This window comes from Enterobacter huaxiensis, assembly GCF_003594935.2.
Classification (GTDB): domain Bacteria; phylum Pseudomonadota; class Gammaproteobacteria; order Enterobacterales; family Enterobacteriaceae; genus Enterobacter; species Enterobacter huaxiensis.
This window is the reverse complement of record NZ_CP043342.1, coordinates 2,123,710-2,138,066: the sequence shown is the minus strand read 5'-3', so window position 1 is coordinate 2,138,066 and position 14,357 is coordinate 2,123,710. Positions and strand designations below refer to the sequence as shown.

Annotated in this window: 19 protein-coding genes and 1 pseudogene; 13 read left to right on the top strand and 7 right to left on the bottom strand. The window is 53.2% G+C overall.

Annotated features, from left to right (window positions below; translation table 11 throughout):
* Window positions 1-10 precede the first annotated feature (10 nt).
* The 4 genes from trpB (at window position 11) to yedF (ending at window position 3,626) form a co-directional block, all read left to right on the top strand.
* A complete protein-coding gene (gene trpB / locus D5067_RS10210) occupies window positions 11-1,204 on the top strand; it encodes a tryptophan synthase subunit beta (RefSeq protein ID WP_119937714.1) in 1,194 nt (397 codons plus the stop codon).
* Window positions 1,204-2,013 (top strand): tryptophan synthase subunit alpha, encoded by an 810-nt coding sequence (gene trpA / locus D5067_RS10205; protein ID WP_119937713.1) that lies wholly within the window; start codon window positions 1,204-1,206, stop codon window positions 2,011-2,013. The genes trpB and trpA overlap by 1 nt, the downstream gene beginning before the upstream one ends.
* Window positions 2,014-2,184: 171 nt before the next feature.
* Window positions 2,185-3,396, top strand: coding sequence for a selenium metabolism membrane protein YedE/FdhT (gene yedE, locus D5067_RS10200; protein WP_119937712.1), 1,212 nt, complete (start codon window positions 2,185-2,187; stop codon window positions 3,394-3,396).
* A complete protein-coding gene (yedF, locus tag D5067_RS10195) occupies window positions 3,393-3,626 on the top strand; it encodes a sulfurtransferase-like selenium metabolism protein YedF (protein ID WP_003856774.1) in 234 nt (77 codons plus the stop codon). Before yedE ends, yedF begins: the two co-directional genes overlap by 4 nt.
* A 38-nt stretch (window positions 3,627-3,664) precedes the next feature.
* Here yedF and ymcF read toward each other — a convergent pair whose 3' ends face one another.
* Entirely contained in the window at window positions 3,665-3,835 is a 171-nt protein-coding gene (ymcF, locus tag D5067_RS24235) for a cold shock small protein YmcF (protein ID WP_509161687.1), read from the bottom strand.
* A 319-nt stretch (window positions 3,836-4,154) separates the two neighbouring features.
* On the opposite strand from ymcF, the gene D5067_RS10190 reads away from it, so the two are divergent.
* Window positions 4,155-4,385 (top strand): hypothetical protein, encoded by a 231-nt coding sequence (locus D5067_RS10190; RefSeq protein ID WP_233606839.1) that lies wholly within the window; start codon window positions 4,155-4,157, stop codon window positions 4,383-4,385.
* A gap of 40 nt (window positions 4,386-4,425) precedes the next feature.
* Here D5067_RS10190 and ompW read toward each other — a convergent pair whose 3' ends face one another.
* Window positions 4,426-5,058, bottom strand: a complete 633-nt coding sequence (gene ompW / locus D5067_RS10185) for an outer membrane protein OmpW (protein WP_119937710.1) — start codon at window positions 5,056-5,058, stop codon at window positions 4,426-4,428.
* Between the two features lie 168 nt (window positions 5,059-5,226).
* Between ompW and D5067_RS10180 the strand changes: the two are divergent.
* From D5067_RS10180 to yciA, 5 genes and pseudogenes are all read left to right on the top strand, one after another.
* Window positions 5,227-5,319, top strand: a pseudogene (locus D5067_RS10180) (YkgJ family cysteine cluster protein); the annotation flags it as partial.
* Window positions 5,320-5,344: 25 nt separating this feature from the next.
* The gene (locus D5067_RS10175; protein ID WP_119937709.1) at window positions 5,345-6,088 is read left to right on the top strand and encodes a YciC family protein; all 744 of its coding nucleotides are present in this window, start codon (window positions 5,345-5,347) and stop codon (window positions 6,086-6,088) included.
* A gap of 13 nt (window positions 6,089-6,101) precedes the next feature.
* A complete protein-coding gene (locus D5067_RS10170; RefSeq protein ID WP_119937708.1) occupies window positions 6,102-6,641 on the top strand; it encodes a septation protein A in 540 nt (179 codons plus the stop codon).
* A gap of 180 nt (window positions 6,642-6,821) precedes the next feature.
* A complete protein-coding gene (locus D5067_RS10165; protein WP_119937707.1) occupies window positions 6,822-9,008 on the top strand; it encodes a TonB-dependent siderophore receptor in 2,187 nt (728 codons plus the stop codon).
* A 98-nt stretch (window positions 9,009-9,106) separates the two neighbouring features.
* Window positions 9,107-9,502, top strand: coding sequence for an acyl-CoA thioester hydrolase YciA (gene yciA, locus D5067_RS10160; protein WP_119937706.1), 396 nt, complete (start codon window positions 9,107-9,109; stop codon window positions 9,500-9,502).
* Between the two features lie 38 nt (window positions 9,503-9,540).
* Here yciA and tonB read toward each other — a convergent pair whose 3' ends face one another.
* Window positions 9,541-10,263: a TonB system transport protein TonB gene (tonB, locus tag D5067_RS10155; protein ID WP_119937705.1), complete on the bottom strand. Its 723-nt coding sequence runs from the start codon at window positions 10,261-10,263 to the stop codon at window positions 9,541-9,543.
* 221 nt (window positions 10,264-10,484) lie between these two features.
* Between tonB and D5067_RS10150 the strand changes: the two genes are divergently transcribed.
* Window positions 10,485-10,781, top strand: a complete 297-nt coding sequence (locus D5067_RS10150) for a YciI family protein (protein ID WP_119937704.1) — start codon at window positions 10,485-10,487, stop codon at window positions 10,779-10,781.
* Between the two features lie 36 nt (window positions 10,782-10,817).
* On the opposite strand, the gene leuE is transcribed toward D5067_RS10150, so the two are convergent.
* The 4 genes from leuE to D5067_RS10135 form a co-directional block, all read right to left on the bottom strand.
* Entirely contained in the window at window positions 10,818-11,453 is a 636-nt protein-coding gene (leuE, locus tag D5067_RS10145) for a leucine efflux protein LeuE (RefSeq protein WP_119937703.1), read from the bottom strand.
* A gap of 68 nt (window positions 11,454-11,521) precedes the next feature.
* Complete coding sequence (locus D5067_RS10140; RefSeq protein ID WP_119937702.1) at window positions 11,522-11,932, bottom strand: Exc2 family lipoprotein; 411 nt, start codon at window positions 11,930-11,932, stop codon at window positions 11,522-11,524.
* A gap of 12 nt (window positions 11,933-11,944) precedes the next feature.
* Entirely contained in the window at window positions 11,945-12,073 is a 129-nt protein-coding gene (locus D5067_RS24150; protein ID WP_210433807.1) for a KPN_01571 family protein, read from the bottom strand.
* Between the two features lie 118 nt (window positions 12,074-12,191).
* Window positions 12,192-12,365, bottom strand: a complete 174-nt coding sequence (locus tag D5067_RS10135) for a YciY family protein (RefSeq protein ID WP_125913554.1) — start codon at window positions 12,363-12,365, stop codon at window positions 12,192-12,194.
* A gap of 142 nt (window positions 12,366-12,507) precedes the next feature.
* Here D5067_RS10135 and cls point away from each other — a divergent pair, with 142 nt between their 5' ends.
* Together cls and D5067_RS10125 are read left to right on the top strand one after the other, a co-directional pair.
* On the top strand, window positions 12,508-13,968 hold the full coding sequence (gene cls / locus D5067_RS10130) for a cardiolipin synthase (RefSeq protein ID WP_119937701.1): 1,461 nt from the start codon (window positions 12,508-12,510) through the stop codon (window positions 13,966-13,968).
* A 33-nt stretch (window positions 13,969-14,001) separates the two neighbouring features.
* Window positions 14,002-14,331, top strand: coding sequence for an HI1450 family dsDNA-mimic protein (locus D5067_RS10125; protein ID WP_003856748.1), 330 nt, complete (start codon window positions 14,002-14,004; stop codon window positions 14,329-14,331).
* Window positions 14,332-14,357: the final 26 nt, after the last annotated feature.

The window sequence follows — 14,357 nt, the reverse complement described above, 5'->3', positions numbered from 1 at the left end:
GGAAGAGAAGATGACGACATTATTAAACCCCTACTTTGGCGAGTTCGGCGGAATGTACGTTCCGCAGATCCTGATGCCTGCCCTGCGCCAGCTGGAAGAAGCGTTTGTGAGCGCGCAGAAAGACCCGGCGTTTCAGGCTGAATTTACCGACCTGCTAAAAAACTACGCGGGCCGCCCTACCGCGTTAACCAAGTGCCGGAACCTGACGGAAGGCACAAAAACCACGCTGTACCTCAAGCGTGAAGATCTCCTTCACGGCGGCGCGCACAAAACCAACCAGGTGCTGGGGCAGGCGCTGCTCGCCAAACGCATGGGCAAGACCGAAATTATCGCTGAGACCGGTGCCGGACAGCACGGCGTGGCGTCAGCCCTTGCCAGCGCCCTGCTCGGCCTGAAATGCCGCATCTACATGGGAGCGAAAGACGTTGAGCGTCAGTCCCCGAACGTGTTCCGTATGCGCCTGATGGGTGCCGAAGTGATCCCGGTACACAGCGGCTCCGCGACGCTGAAGGATGCCTGTAACGAAGCGCTGCGCGACTGGTCCGGCAGCTACGACACCGCGCACTATATGCTCGGTACAGCCGCAGGACCGCACCCCTTCCCGACCATCGTGCGTGAATTCCAGCGCATGATCGGCGAAGAGACAAAAGCGCAGATCCTTGAAAAAGAGGGGCGCCTGCCGGATGCGGTGATCGCCTGCGTCGGCGGCGGATCTAACGCCATCGGCATGTTTGCAGACTTCATCGACGATACCCGCGTCGGATTGATTGGCGTTGAGCCTGCCGGTCACGGGATTGAATCCGGCGAGCACGGTGCGCCGCTGAAGCATGGCCGCGTGGGGATTTATTTCGGTATGAAATCCCCGATGATGCAGACTGATGAAGGCCAGATTGAGGAATCTTACTCCATTTCTGCCGGTCTGGATTTCCCGTCAGTGGGGCCGCAGCATGCGTACCTGAACAGCACCGGTCGTGCGGAGTATGTTTCCATTACCGATGATGAAGCGCTGGAAGCCTTTAAAACCCTGTGCCGCAACGAAGGGATTATCCCGGCGCTGGAGTCTTCACACGCTCTGGCGCATGCGCTGAAAATGATTAAAGAGAACCCGGAAAAAGAACAGCTGCTGGTGGTGAACCTTTCCGGCCGCGGTGACAAAGATATCTTCACCGTTCACGATATTCTGAAAGCACGAGGGGAAATCTGATGGAACGCTACGATAATGCATTTGCACAGCTGAAGGCTCGCCAGGAAGGCGCGTTCGTTCCCTTCGTAACCCTGGGCGATCCGGGCCCGGCGCAGTCGCTGAAAATTATCGATACCCTGATTGAAGCGGGTGCCGATGCGCTGGAGCTGGGTATCCCGTTCTCCGATCCGCTGGCCGATGGTCCGACTATCCAGAACGCGACGCTGCGCGCGTTCGCTGCAGGCGTTACGCCTACACAGTGTTTCGAAATGCTGGCGACCATTCGTCAGAAGCACCCGACCATTCCGATTGGCCTGCTGATGTATGCCAACCTGGTGTTTAGCCGTGGCATCGATGAGTTTTATGCCGAGTGCGCACGCGTGGGCGTCGACTCCGTGCTGGTGGCCGACGTACCTGTTGAGGAGTCAGCGCCTTTCCGTCAGGCTGCGATGCGCCATAACGTCGCGCCGATTTTCATCTGCCCGCCAAACGCCGATGACGAACTGCTGCGCCAGATTGCCTCCTATGGTCGCGGGTATACCTACCTGCTCTCCCGTGCAGGTGTGACCGGCGCAGAGAATAAAGCTGCGATGCCGCTGCACCATCTGGTGGAAAAACTGGCCGAGTATCACGCGGCGCCGCCTCTGCAGGGCTTCGGTATCTCTTCTCCGGAGCAGGTTACTGCGGCAATTGATGCGAAGGCAGCCGGCGCCATTTCCGGTTCCGCAATTGTGAAAATCATCGAAAAGAACGTGGATAAACCAGAGCAGATGCTGCCTGAGCTGAAAACATTCGTGACCGAGATGAAAGCGGCAACCCGTAAGGCCTGATGCTATAGCCCGTCTGGCGCTTCTGCCAGACGGTTTCTTCTTCCCCTCCTTAAGGGTTATGTGAAAATTGATCGCATCGATATTCTCGGCGTGACTGGCTTTTCAAACTCTGACGTAAGCGTATGATTCGGTTTCTTTCTGTTGATACCTTCTGAGTTCAGAGGCTTACACATGTCATGGCATCACTTCAAGCAGACTTACCTGGTTAAGTTCTGGTCACCTGTTCCGGCCGTTATCGCGGCGGGCATTTTATCTACTTATTATTTCGGAATTACCGGCACCTTCTGGGCCGTCACCGGCGAATTTACCCGCTGGGGCGGGCAGCTGCTGCAGCTGGCGGGCGTGCACGCCGAAGAGTGGGGATATTTCAAACTGATTCATCTGGACGGCACGCCGCTGACGCGAATCGACGGGATGATGATTATCGGTATGTTTGGCGGGTGCTTCGCGGCGGCGCTGTGGGCAAACAACGTTAAGTTGAGAATGCCGAAAAGCCGTGTTCGTATTTTGCAGGCGGTTGTCGGTGGGATCATCGCCGGATTTGGCGCACGTCTGGCTATGGGCTGTAACCTTGCCGCCTTCTTTACCGGCATTCCGCAGTTTTCTCTTCACGCCTGGTTCTTTGCCGTCGCAACCGCGATTGGCTCTTACTTCGGCGCAAAATTCACGCTGCTGCCGTTTTTCCGTATTCCGGTAAAAATGACCAAAGTCAGCGCCGCATCGCCCTTAACGCAGAAACCTGCGCAGGCGCGCCGCCGCTTCCGGCTGGGTATGCTGGTCTTTTTCGCCATGGTTGCCTGGGCTATTTGCACCGCGCTCAACCAACCCAAGCTGGGCCTTGCGATGTTATTTGGCGTAGGCTTCGGTCTGCTGATCGAACGTGCACAGATTTGCTTTACCTCAGCGTTTCGCGACATGTGGATCACCGGGCGCACCATGATGGCAAAAGCCATTATTGCCGGGATGGCCGTCAGCGCAATCGGTATCTTCAGCTACGTGCAGCTTGGCGTGGAACCGAAAATCATGTGGGCCGGCCCGAATGCCGTAATCGGTGGGCTGCTGTTCGGCTTTGGCATTGTGCTGGCAGGCGGATGTGAAACCGGCTGGATGTATCGCGCCGTTGAAGGCCAGGTACATTACTGGTGGGTAGGTCTGGGGAATGTAATTGGCTCTACGATCCTGGCGTACTACTGGGATGACTTGTCTCCCGTCCTGGCCACGAACTGGGACAAGGTCAACCTGCTTAACACCTTTGGACCACTTGGCGGCCACATGGTGACCTATGCCCTTTTACTGATCGCCTTTTTACTGGTAGTTGCGCAGGAGAAACGCTTCTTTCGCCGTGCCGCTGTTAAAACTGAAACGCAGGAGAACGCTGCATGAAAGAGATTGTGCCTGATTACCGGCTTGATATGGTGGGTGAACCCTGCCCTTATCCGGCCGTTGCCACCCTTGAAGCGCTACCGCAGCTGAAAAAAGGTGAAATACTGGAAGTGGTGAGCGACTGTCCGCAGTCCATTAATAACATTCCGCTGGATGCTAAAAACCACGGTTACACCGTGCTCGATATACAGCAGGATGGCCCCACCATTCGGTATTTGATTCAAAAGTAACGCCGCGATCAAAAAAGGCCTCTGGGGAGGCCTTTAATTTAAATCACTGGCTTCAGCCACCGTCGTCGCTTTAGTTTCGGGAGGCAAGAATGTGTGGTGAGCCGCGTTCCGCAGACTGAGCAAACTGCACCATGAGGTTGGTTATGTGTTGTGCTAAAACGGGTGAAATGAAAATGTTTTCCCGCACATACCGGACACTCAAATTTAATGTTGGGGATATCCCCTCCATCCAGATGTATTGAAGAACCACCATACCGTAATTATCAGGCTAACAGGGATATATCGTTGGATTATCAGGCGCTGGCTTCAGCTAAAGCGGCCATCTTCTTGAAAAATATGTGTTATTGATCCACGGCAAAGCATCTTTTTTTTACCTAAGTAAAATCTCACGTCTGGTTTGAGTAAGGTTTTGTTGGGTTAATGTTTTTTAGAGTTTTGCTGTGCTTTATACTTTTGGTTCCGCTTCACGCTTCGTCTCTGAATTTCTCTTCAACGCTTCTACGATTGAACTGCCCTGACAGAGGGCTGGTGGAAGTTATCCTGCACGTATATGGACATACTCAGGAAAAATGGCGCGGTAATTTTGAAACCGGCGCAGGACACAAGCGTTCCGGAGATACGGAAATCATTCCGTTCGCGAACGGTGATATTTTGTTCCATTCTATTTCAAGCGATGCCTTCAGCTACTTATATGATGGCGAATCGCAGCTCAGGCACTGCGCAAAGCTGGATGAAAGACCTGTTTTTCCCTCGTTCTGAATGAAAACTGGCCGCAATGCGGCCAGCTGAATCTTTCTGATTAGAAACGATAACCCGCCGAGAACATAAATACCCACGGATCCAGGCGAGTGCTAATGCTCTGCTGCTCGCCGCCCGCCTTAAAGCGGACGTCAGTGTCGATATCCATATACCAGACCGAGGCGTTGATTAACCAGTCGCGGTTAATCAGATAATCCACCCCGGCCTGTCCCGCCACGCCCCATGAGTCCTTCAGGCTGAGGTCAGACAGCCCGGCAGCCTTGCCGGTATCGTTAAATTTCTCATCAAAGAAGGTTGTGTAGTTCACGCCTGCGCCAATATACGGGCGGACCTTGCTGCTGGAATCACCAAAGTACCACTGCGCCATCAGCGTTGGCGGTAAATGGTGCACCGTGGCGATGTCTCCGGTCGGCCCTAAGCCAACGCGGTGACGGAAAGGCGTGGCCGCAAGAAGCTCGACGCCAACGTTATCCGTTGCCATGTAGGTGAAAGTCAAGCCCAGCTGGGTATTGTTGCTGACGTTAAAACCGCCCATTCCCAGCACGCTGTCTGAGCCTTCCGTTGGACGCGCCGTTGCCGAACCGGCACGAATAAAGAATTCGCCTGCTTCATGCGCGTACGCGCCGCCAGAGAGACTGCTTAAGACAAGGGCTGCCACCGCTAATTTTTTCATATCCGCTCCATCGTTGTGGTTTTAATAGCGGAGGTGAATATACCTACAAATAAGTAATAAGTGATCTAACCTGGATCACATTAAAACCAGTAACTTAACATTTATTGATCCAGATTAATTTTTACGAACGTTGACTCAACGCGAATCTTGATGCGCTCATGAATTGCTGGATTACTCCTGCTTTACAAAGATATGCTTTTCCATACAAGCCTTGATGCTGCCACCAGCGTCCTATCCGGTGTACAATTGCCGGCTAATTAACACCTGCAATACTCAAGGAGAGTGCATGTCTATCACGGCGAAGTCTGTCTACCGTGACACGGGAAATTTTTTCCGCAATCAGTTCATTACCTTTTTACTGATCGCGTTGTTGTGCGCCTTTATTACGGTGGTGCTGGGTCATGCGTTCTCACCCAGTGATGAACAGATAGCCAGCCTGAGCCAGGGGGATCATCTTGCAGGCAGCGTAGGTTTGTTTGACCTTGTGCAGAACATGACGCCGGAGCAGCAGCAAATCCTGTTGCGGGCATCCGCTGCGTCCACGTTTTCGGGTCTGATCGGGAATGCGGTTCTGGCGGGCGGTGTCCTGCTGATGATTCAGCTGGTTTCAGCAGGACAACGTATCAGTGCTCTTCGTGCGATTGGTGCCAGCGCCCCCGTCTTACCCAAACTGTTTATCCTCATCTTCCTGACCACTCTGCTGGTTCAGATGGGGATTATGCTGGTCGTGGTACCGGGCGTGTTACTGGCCATCGTGCTCTCTTTCGCCCCAATCATGGTTGTGCAGGACAAAATGGGTATTTTTACCGCCATGCGCAGCAGCATGAGGCTGGCGTGGGCGAATATGCGTCTGGTGGCACCGGCCGTTATCGGCTGGCTTCTTGCCAAAACGCTGCTGCTGTTATTTGCACCGAATTTCGCTGTATTAACGCCAAACGTCGGCGCGGTCGTTGCCAATACGCTGAGCAACCTGATTTCAGCAGTTCTGCTGGTCTACTTGTTCCGCCTGTATATGTTAATTCGTCAGTAACTGGGATCGCAGAATGAAGCAGTTTCTTGATTTTTTACCGCTGGTCGTCTTTTTCGCGTTTTACAAGCTGTATGACATTTATGCCGGAACGACGGCGCTGATTATCGCTACCGCCATCGTGCTGATCTACAGCTGGGTTCGTTATCGCAAAGTTGAAAAAATGGCGCTGATCACGTTCCTTATGGTCGCCGTCTTTGGTGGCCTGACGTTGTTTTTCCACAACGATGAGTTCATCAAGTGGAAGGTCACGGTGATTTATGCGCTGTTTGCGGGCGCATTGCTGATCAGCCAGTGGGTGATGAAAAAGCCGCTGATCCAGCGCATGCTGGGTAAAGAGCTGACGCTGCCGCAGGAGGTCTGGTCCCGTCTGAATATCGCCTGGGCTGTGTTCTTTATCCTCTGTGGCCTGGCCAATATCTACATCGCTTTCTGGCTGCCGCAGAATATTTGGGTCAATTTTAAAGTCTTCGGTCTCACGGCGCTGACGCTTATCTTCACGCTGTTAAGTGGCGTCTATATCTACCGACACATGCCTCAGGACGATAAAAACTGATGTTCCTGGCCAGATCGCGGCACGGTCTGGCCTTCTCCTCTTTCCTTTCACAATCTAAACCGTCTTCTTCAACAATGTCTGAATCATGAAGATTTTGTGGAGATTGCTGTCACTTTATTGTAATGAGAATCACTATCATTAATATTCTTCATCGCATTTTTAACAAATGGAAATGAGTTGATGAACAATATAATAAGATTTGCCCCCGCTTCACTTACGTTGGCCATTCTTACGGCATTAAGCCATGGCGCGCACGCAGCAGATGATACCCTCGCCGAGGGTGAAACCATGGTCGTTCAGGCGACTGCCGAAGAAGCGCTGAAGCAACAGCCCGGGGTTTCCATCATCACGGCAAAGGACATTGAGAAAGATCCACTGGTTAACGACCTGTCAGAAATTATTCGCAAAATGCCCGGGGTTAACCTCACCGGTAACAGCGCGACGGGCAGCCGTGGTAATAACCGTCAGATAGACATTCGCGGCATGGGACCGGAGAATACCCTGATTCTGATTGACGGTGTTCCGGTAACCTCCCGCAACTCGGTACGCTACAGCTGGCGCGGCGAGCGCGATAGCCGCGGTGATACGAACTGGGTACCGCCAGAAATGGTCGAGCGCATTGAGGTGCTTCGTGGGCCTGCAGCCGCCCGCTATGGTTCGGGCGCTGCCGGGGGCGTCGTCAACATTATTACTAAACGCCCGACCACAGACTGGCACGGCTCGCTCTCCCTTTACACCAATCAGCCCGAAAATGACAAAGAGGGGGCGACCAGGCGCGCAAATTTTGATATCAACGGGCCGTTAGCAGGCGATGCGCTGACCATGCGCCTGTACGGGAACATCAATAAAACCGACGCGGACGCTCAGGATATCAACACGGCACAAAATGGCTCCTATGCCGCCGGGCGCGAAGGCGTACGCAATAAAGACATCAACGCCCTGCTCTCCTGGAAACTCACACCGCTGCAGATTATCGATTTTGATTACGGCTACAGCCGCCAGGGCAACATCTATGCAGGCGATACCCAGTACAGCAACGGCAACCTTAGCCCCAATGGCGTCGTCTCGTCCCTGTATGGGCACGAAACCAACCGCATGTACCGCCAGAGCTATGGCCTGACCCACAACGGGATCTGGGACTGGGGCCAGTCAAAGGTCGGCGTCTATTATGAGAAGACCAATAATACCCGCCTGGAGGAAGGCTCAACGGGCAAAGTTGAGGGGATGATCAATAGCGACAAGTACAACACCAGCCGGCTCGAGTCATACCGTACAACCGGAGAGCTGAACATTCCGCTGTTCTGGCTGGTTGAACAGACTCTGACGGTCGGAGCAGAGTGGAACCGCGATGAGCTTAATGACCCTGCCTCCATGCAGGCGACAAACGTCTCCGGGGAAGTGATTAACGGCGTTCCAGGCACGGCGTCCGAGCGCAACAGCAAAAACAGCGCTGACCTCACCGGCATCTATCTTGAGGACAATATTGAAGCGCGCCAGGGCACCAACCTCATTCCCGGGATCCGCTTTGATTATCACAACGCATTCGGCAGCAACTGGAGCCCCAGCCTGAACGTTTCCCAGGATCTCGGCGAAATGTTCAAGGTTAAGGCGGGCATCGCCCGGGTGTTTAAAGCGCCTAACCTTTACCAGTCAAGCGAAGGGTATTTACTTTCGACCCGCGGCAACGGCTGTCCGACGAACGTTAGCGAGGGAAGCTGTTACCTGCTAGGTAATCCGGATTTGGATCCTGAAATCAGCGTTAACAAAGAGATTGGCCTGGCCTTTGCGCTGGAAGGATACGAGGCAGGCATCACCTGGTTCCGAAATGATTACAAGAACAAGATCGTTTCAGGCACTGACGTACTGGGCCAGACGAGCAGCGGCGTGAATATTCTCCAGTGGGAGAATGGCGGAAAAGCCGTGGTTGAGGGGCTGGAAGGGAATCTGACCGTACCGGTTATCCGCGACGCGCTTACCTGGCGTACCAATGCGACATATATGATCCAGTCTGAAAATAAAGACACCGGCAACCCGCTGTCGATTATCCCCAAATATACCGTCAACACGATGCTCGACTGGGAGGTTAACAGCAAGCTTTCAGCGAACGTCAGCTGGACAATGTACGGACGCCAGAAGCCGCGTGAAAATGCTGAAATTCGCAATGAGAAAGGCGCCATGTCAGATAAAGAGATCGGCGCGTATTCCATCGTCGGGATTGGCAGCCAATATCAGCTCACTAAAAAACTGCGCCTGAACGCCGGGATTAGCAACCTGTTTGATAAGCAGATCTACCGAGAAAATGACGGCGCATCGACCTACAACGAACCCGGCCGCGCATACTATGCAGGCGTAACCCTTTCCTTCTAACCCTCAAGCGCCCGCTGTGCGGGCGCTATACCCTATTCTCTATAGCCACGATTCATAGTAGCATCCCGCCTGAAGTCTTCAGTTACGAGTTAAAAACAATGACAATAAACGACGCCCCTCAGGGCGAACTGGTTTTACGCACGCTGGCAATGCCTGCGGATACGAATGCCAACGGCGATATTTTTGGCGGCTGGTTAATGTCGCAAATGGATATGGGAGGCGCAATCCTGGCAAAAGAGATTGCGCACGGGAGAGTGGTGACGGTCCGGGTAGACGGTATGACCTTCCTGCGTCCGGTGGCCGTGGGTGATGTGGTGTGCTGCTATGCGCGATGCGTTAAACGCGGCAACACGTCAATCTCCATCAATATCGAAGTGTGGGTGAAGAAGGTTTCATCCGAACCGATTGGACAGCGTTACAAAGCTACAGAAGCGCTGTTTATTTACGTGGCGGTCGACAACGAGGGTAAACCTCGGCAGTTCCCTAAAGCCTGATCGTCAGGCAAAAAAAAGCCTCCTTTCGGAGGCTTTTTTTATTCCATCTGTGCCCCGCCGTTCAGGCGGAAGACAATGTTCACAATCAATCCGCGACCGGGCTTTCCGGGTTCATAACGCCATTTGCGCATCGCCGATTTCACGTCGCGCTCAAACATATTAGAAGGCTGGGCAGACAGAATTTCAACGTTCTCAACGCGACCGTCCGACGTAACGTCAAACTTCACACGTACTCGTCCTTCAATACGCAGTGCCTGGGCTCGTGACGGATACTGCGGCTGGTTACGACTCAGAGCGCGCGGACCGGCAGGAGCCGTAACCGTCGGCTTAGCGGCCGTCGGAGAATTATTCATTACCGGACGTGATGGCGCAGCATTCTCGACAGGCTGCGTCGCGCGAGGCTCTACCGGACGTTCTTCACGTTTCGGGCGTTCCTCGACCTTCTTCACCGGTTTTGGCTTCGGCTTAGGTTTTGGCTTCGGCTCCGGTTTGTGGATCACTACCGGGGCTTCTTTAGGTGGCTCCGGAATCGGTTCTGGCTCTGGCTCGGGTTCAGCAACCGGCTCTGGCGGTGGAGGCGTAACCTGCGGCGGTTCAAGATCTGCGGGCGATACCATGGTCACAGAAATTGGCTGCGCGGGCGCTGGCATTTCAATAACCTGATGAACCGAAGTATAGAGCAGACCTGCCACGACAGCACCGTGAATAACGACTGACAGCAGTGTCGGCCATGGAAAGCGGCGAGGTAAATCCAGGGTCATCGAAGTCATAATCATCAACGTTAAAAAACCGAACTGTGATTTTAAATGCAAATAGCAATCATATTCAATAAGACACTTTGTTCTGACGCAATTTAAGCGCAAGAGAGGCTAAAAAAGGCGCATCCAGATCAGGGTATTAACATTGTTTCTATCTTTACATTGCAGACATTTCAGCTTTCACATAACGTAAACGACACTTTTAACGGTTAAGGAGCTTCACCGTGCTTTACGTGATTTATTCCGAAGATGTCGCTGATTCCCTGGAAAAACGTCTCTCCGTGCGCCCTGCCCACCTGGCGCGCCTGCAGCTTTTGCAGGATGAAGGCAGATTGGTTACCGCAGGTCCGATGCCTGCCGTCGACAGCAACGATCCCGGCGCTGCGGGTTTTGCAGGATCAACGGTGATTGCCGAGTTCGAGTCTCTCGAAGCCGCCAACGCCTGGGCAGAAGCCGACCCCTATGTTGCCGCCGGCGTTTACGCAAAGGTAACGGTACGACCTTATAAGAAAGTGTTCTGATATTAAAAAAGGCTCCCTCAGGAGCCTTTAACAAAATCAATGCAGCGACGCCAGCCTTGCCGCAAACCCCACGAACAGCAGGCCAATCAGCCCGTTCCCCAGCTTTGCCAGTTTCTTTTTCGTTTTAAGGTAACGAGTGACAAATGCCCCGGAGAAGATCAGGAAGCTCATATACATAAAGCTAATCAATTCCAGCGTGGTGGCAAGGATCAGGAATGAGGTGCCGGTGTTTTCCGCGCGTACATCAATAAACTGCACGAAGAACGAAACGTAAAAGAGAATCGCCTTTGGATTCGTCAGGCTCAACACCAGCGAGCGTTTCATGATCATGCTTGCCGGTTCGGTACCGCCCTCGTGCGCGTTGCTCTTATGAGTAATTACCGACCACAGCATTTTCCCGCCGAGCCACAGAAGATAGAACGCGCCAAGGTAGCGAACAATATTGAACAGAACGGGTGTGGTCTGGATCAGTGCGGCGACGCCAGCCCAGGCCAGAAACATCAGAACGGCATCGCCGATGAACACACCGGTAGCCGCGAGGTAACCTTTTTTAACCCCATGACCAATCCCTGTTTTCAGCACAAACAGGGTATTCGGACCGGGAACCAGCACGATGAAAAACGCGCCGACGACATAGGTCCAGAAATTCAGTACTCCAAACTCCGTAAACACTTCTCCCTCCTTTTGCTAAAAAACAACGAGAATACCGCTGCAAAACGGTATCCCCAAAATCAGTCGCGCTATTGTACGCCGTTATAGCCGTCAAGATAAGTCGCGGCTAGTTCGTTCCCAAAGAGAATGGCATCCTTCATATCCATATCCGAAGACCATTTATCATTCGCATTGCCTGAGAAGGACTGCTGAGATTTCGCATTTTCCTTCAGCTGGTCACGAATGCTTTGTGCGTATTCGTTAGCTTCCGCCAGCGTGCGTCCTTCAGCACGGTCAGCTTTTCCCCGTGCATTAAGCTCGCGGAACTGCGGAACGTTCAGCCGGTAATTTTCAGGCACGCTAGAGGTAAAATTACCGCCAGTGAAGCTGGTTTTGTGCGAGACAAAATAATACGCGTGCCTTTCTGGTGAAGTTTTTGTACCGGCACAGCCACTTAATACCGCAATCCCAAGGATTACAGCGATCGCTTTTCCCTTCATCCCTTGTTCCTTTTAGTTAAGCGACTGTATCACCCAGGCAAAAATAGACTCAGCCAGAGAGAGAAGTGACGACAGCCCTAAATTTTCCCTGAGCGCGTCCAGCGCTAAAAGCACAATAAATACCCAGAGATATGGATTCATTTTATAATTTCATGGTGTAAGGCGAGCACATTATAGCGTGGAACGAGGCGGGAAAAGAGTGCGAAAATTGATAGTCCCTGTATAAACAGTGGGCACCTTGACGGTGCCCTCTTGGTTCTCAGATATCCTGAACTGCAAACAGCAACGCGTTACGGTGTCTGCTCAGCCCACATTTTCTGATGGCGTGTATACGCATATTGCGGCGGGATTGTGCTTCCAGCCAACGAGCCTTACGACGGCTCACCTGTCGCAACATGCGCCAGCGCCCTACTTCTGTTCTACTGCGCTTCATGTCTACAACTCTTCCTCTAACAGAAACGTCATTATAAACCCAACCCTGCAGCAAACCAGCGTTTTATCTGCCGTTTTTATTTGCCAGATGAATCCTGATGCGTACACTCATAACAATACGCTTTCAAAAGGATTTTTTACCTATGACAACCTTCTACACCGTGGTGAGTTGGCTGGTCATTTTGGGATACTGGCTAATAATCGCGGGGGTGACGTTACGCATCCTGATGAAGCGCCGGGCCGTCCCTTCTGCCATGGCCTGGCTTCTGATTATCTACATTCTGCCGCTGGTGGGCATTATTGCCTATCTCTCGTTTGGCGAGCTCCACCTGGGCAAACGCCGCGCCGAACGTGCCCGCGCCATGTGGCCCTCGACGGCAAAATGGCTTAACGATCTCAAAGCCTGCAAGCACATCTTTGCTGAAGAGAACAGCAGCGTTGCCTCATCGCTATTTAAACTCTGCGAACGTCGCCAGGGCATTGCGGGCGTTAAAGGCAATCAGCTGCAGTTAATGACCTCTTCTGATGACGTTATGCAGGCGCTAATACGGGATATACAGCTTGCTCGCCACAATATCGAGATGGTGTTTTATATCTGGCAACCGGGCGGCATGGCGGATCAGGTAGCGGAATCGCTGATGGCCGCCGCGCGACGGGGCATCCATTGCCGCCTGATGCTGGATTCCGCGGGCAGCGTTGCGTTTTTCCGCAGCCCGTGGGCAAGCATGATGCGTAATGCCGGGATTGAAGTAGTCGAGGCGCTAAAGGTGAACCTGCTGCGCGTTTTCCTGCGCCGTATGGACCTGCGCCAGCACCGCAAGATGATCCTGATCGATAACTATATTGCCTACACCGGCAGCATGAACATGGTTGACCCTCGCTTCTTCAAGCAGGACTCCGGTGTCGGACAGTGGATCGACCTCATGGCGCGCATGGAGGGACCCGTCGCAACATCAATGGGGATCGTTTATTCCTGCGACTGGGAAATCGAAACCGGAAAACGCATTTTGCCTCCGCCGCCCGACGGCAATATCATGCCGTTTGAAGAGGCCAGCGGGCATACCATTCACACTATCGCTTCCGGGCCGGGATTCCCCGAAGACCTGATCCATCAGGCGTTGCTTACCGCGGCCTACTCCGCGCGTGAGTACCTGATCATGACAACGCCCTACTTCGTGCCGAGCGACGATCTGCTGCACGCCATCTGTACCGCCGCGCAGCGCGGGGTCGATGTGAGCATTATTATGCCGCGCAAAAACGATTCGCTGCTGGTGGGGTGGGCAAGCCGGGCGTTCTTCAGCGAGCTGCTTGCTGCCGGGGTGAAAATCTACCAGTTTGAAGGTGGCCTGCTGCACACTAAGAGCGTGCTGGTCGACGGTGAACTGAGCCTGGTGGGTACCGTTAACCTGGATATGCGCAGCCTGTGGCTGAACTTTGAAATAACCCTGGTGATCGATGACGCCGGCTTCGGCGGCGATCTGGCGGCGGTTCAGGACGACTATATCTCCCGCTCCCGTCTGCTGGATGCAAGACTGTGGGTGAAACGTCCGCTGTGGCAGAGAATTGCCGAACGACTGTTTTACTTCTTCAGCCCGTTGCTGTAAAACGTGCCCAACGATGTTAAACAGGTAGTCATCATGGAAATGGATCTGAACAATCGCCTGACCGAAGACGAAACGCTCGAGCAGGCCTATGACATTTTTCTCGAACTGGCGGTTGATAACCTCGATCCCGCAGACGTCATTCTCTTCAACCTTCAGTTTGAAGAGCGCGGCGGCGCCGAGCTGTTTGATCCAGCGGAAGACTGGGCTGAACATGTAGATTTCGACCTCAACCCTGACTTCTTTGCTGAGGTTGTCATCGGCCTGGCGGATGAAGACGGCGGCGAAATTAACGATATATTCGCGCGCGTCCTGCTCTGTCGTGAAAAAGACCACAAGCTGTGCCATATACTCTGGCGCGAATAATAAAAAAGGCTGCGTTTGCAGCCTTT